The organism is Methanococcoides sp., from assembly GCF_030594565.1.
Classification (GTDB): Archaea; Halobacteriota; Methanosarcinia; order Methanosarcinales; family Methanosarcinaceae; genus Methanococcoides; species Methanococcoides seepicolus.
The window spans coordinates 1-2716 of sequence record NZ_JAUVEY010000198.1; the positions used below are offsets into that span (position 1 = coordinate 1).

The window sequence follows — 2716 nt, forward strand, 5'->3', positions numbered from 1 at the left end:
TGCATCACATGCTTGGACAAGTGCCTTTGCACCTGACTGTGTGCCTCCGGGGTGGGAGTGTACGCCTGAACCCATGGTAGTGATGAAATCGACATTCTCCATTACATCTATGAAGGGTTTCAGTTTCACAGGGTTAAGGCCACCGGAAACTATTGGGCAGCATTTCTTCATGGCTCTCCAGCTATCATCTTCGAGGATGACGTGGTGAGCAAGATCTTCATTGACAAGATTGATGGCATCCTTGTCGGTATCCATGATCTTTGACCATGTCTGTTCGAAGAAGTGTCCGGGTGACTTCAAATACTGGATGCCGTGGGCGGCAACAACATCTTCCTGCGGTGTACCTTTCATCTTACCTACGCCTGCTGTTCCTGTGTGTATCCCTGAAGCTCCGGCAAGGCGTGCGAACTTTGACAGCACCAGAACAGAAAATCCTATGGGGTTCTCAGGTCTTGTAAAAGCACCGTGGGCAGCTCGGTGGAAATGGAGGAACACATCGGGATATCGTCTTCTGATGGTCTGGACCGCCATCCAGCCGGCTGTAATGCCGTCTATCAGGAATGCATAACTTCCGGGCTCGAATCCTGCATTGGTAATCATCTCACACCGTTCTATCATGGTGTCGAAATCAGCGGCTGAAACATTGAATGAATGAACTTTCTTCTTGCCGGTTTCTTTCACAGCCTTGTCCATGGCCTCTTTCACATGAGCGACCATCTTTTCATACGGGCAGAAATCCTGATTTGCCTGAGGCTCGTCATTCTTGACAAAATCTCCTCCGCCTACCCAGAAATCGTAACAAACTTCCGCATATTCCGCTGATGTAAGTCCCATCTTTGGCTTGACTATGGTTCCGAGGATCGGCCTGTCATAAACATCAAGGTATTTTCGCATATCGTCCACAGTATAGCTCGGACCGTCATACTGTTCCAGCATGGATGGCGGGAACCATACATCCATCAGCTTCAATGCCTGGATCTCTTTCATTCCGAGGATGTTACCGACAATGTAGGTCAGTATGTTCTGGACATTTCCTCCCCTGTCAAAAAGTCTCCACGGATAAGCTATCCATACCAGCTCTCTTTCCAGATCAAGCTGATAGACCAGAGCGTTCATGGTTTTGGAAAATGCGGTCTCCGTATTTACTTTGATATTTGTTCCAGTTGATGATTCTGCAGCGATCTCCGCAGCCGCTTGCAGTACGTTCAGATCTCCACCCGGTATCAAGTGAAATACTCCGAGAAGGTATTCCCCATTGGTCGGATCCGGTAGTTCCAGATCCACATATGCCTGCTGTTTGGAATCGAGCGATTTTACCAGGTCCTCATAGATCAAACTCATATAGAAATAACGGTTTGCAATCTATTTGAGTTTTTTGAATACGTCATGTGGGTCAAAAAGGAAGTGCTGCTCACTAGCACCGTTTTTGTAAGTGGTGGTATTCTAAGGTATGGAACTTCAATATTTCAAAAAAAGAATGGAAAAAGGAAAAAAGATGCTTTAAAAAATAAGTTATACACTTATCCATCGTTTCCGATCGCTTCTGCAGGACAGGAGTCCATGGCATCTTCGCAATTCTTTTTTTCAGTATCATTCTCCGGCTGCTTAAATACAAAAGCATTCGAGCCGTTGTCATTCATTTTGAAATTATTTGGAGCTTCATCTATACATCTCTGACAAGTGATACACTGATCATCTACGTAATAAGCCCCTTCTACATTTTCAGTCACTTTATTTTTTACATCTGCCATGCATAAGTCCCCCAAAATTGATCTTTACAATCCTCTTTAACTTTGTAAAGCTCTGTATTTATAAATTTCTGGACAACTCATGTGCAGATCTTTGTTATAATTTAGAGAACATCCTGGAGGGCATTAGCAGCTACGTAAACACTGCCGATCCCACATATGTACTGTGTGATCCTGATGGTCTGCATGATCTCTTCCTTTGTAGCACCGGCATCCAATGCCTGCAATGCAAGAGAGCGCACTCCGTTAACAGCACCCTTTGATGCATCGAGGGACAATGCCATCAGGAGCTTGTACTTGTAAGGTATTCCATTTTCCGGGAATGCGTTATGAAGGGTCTCGTCCAAAAGGTTGACGAATTCCGGGTCATTATCTGCTATTATCTGAAGGGGGTCTTCTGGCATTTTTATTATCTCCTTATGTGTGTCATTTATTAGAGCTAACTATTTATGATGGTTCCATACCATTCATTTATCGTTGCTCATGTCAAGAACAATATATCTTTTCATGGTCATTATGTTTATCTGTAAATAGCTTTCATAAATACCAGTTATATCTTGTGATCCGGGAAATTAATATGAGCTATTCACTTCTGGCAATATCCATCTTTTTTGAGATATGCGGTACCGTCTGCATGAAAATATCCAATGGCTATTCGAACATCCCGGCATCTCTGATGATATTCGTGTTCTATGGCATAAGTTTCAGTATTTTCCCATTCGCCTTGAAGAACATCGATGTAAGCCTTGCCTATGCCATCTGGTCCGGGGTGGGGACAGCATCCATGACCTTGATAGGGATATATTATTTCAAAGAGCCTGCCACCACCATAAAGATGGTTTCCATATTCATCGTCATGGTCGGTGTTCTGGGATTAAATCTCAGTGACAAGCTGGCATGATACACTAGGAATCTACTTATGACTATTTTCATATATTGATCATGCCAGATGGATATAATTCTGGAAA

The 2716-nt window shown here is 43.6% G+C and carries 4 protein-coding genes; 1 reads left to right on the forward strand and 3 read right to left on the reverse strand.

Features of this window, described 5'->3' with window-relative positions; genetic code table 11:
• From QAS77_RS11420 to QAS77_RS11430, 3 genes are all read right to left on the reverse strand, one after another.
• Positions 1–1341: ribulose-bisphosphate carboxylase (locus QAS77_RS11420; protein ID WP_305065676.1), on the reverse strand; the 1341-nt coding region annotated here is incomplete at its 3' end.
• Positions 1342–1520: 179 nt separating this feature from the next.
• Positions 1521–1751, reverse strand: a complete 231-nt coding sequence (locus QAS77_RS11425; protein WP_305065678.1) for a ferredoxin — start codon at positions 1749–1751, stop codon at positions 1521–1523.
• 101 nt (positions 1752–1852) lie between these two features.
• A complete protein-coding gene (locus QAS77_RS11430) occupies positions 1853–2152 on the reverse strand; it encodes a carboxymuconolactone decarboxylase family protein (protein WP_250868432.1) in 300 nt (99 codons plus the stop codon).
• 173 nt (positions 2153–2325) lie between these two features.
• Between QAS77_RS11430 and QAS77_RS11435 the strand changes: the two genes are divergently transcribed.
• Entirely contained in the window at positions 2326–2649 is a 324-nt protein-coding gene (locus tag QAS77_RS11435) for a DMT family transporter (RefSeq protein WP_305065680.1), read from the forward strand.
• The last annotated feature ends 67 nt before the right edge of the window (positions 2650–2716 follow it).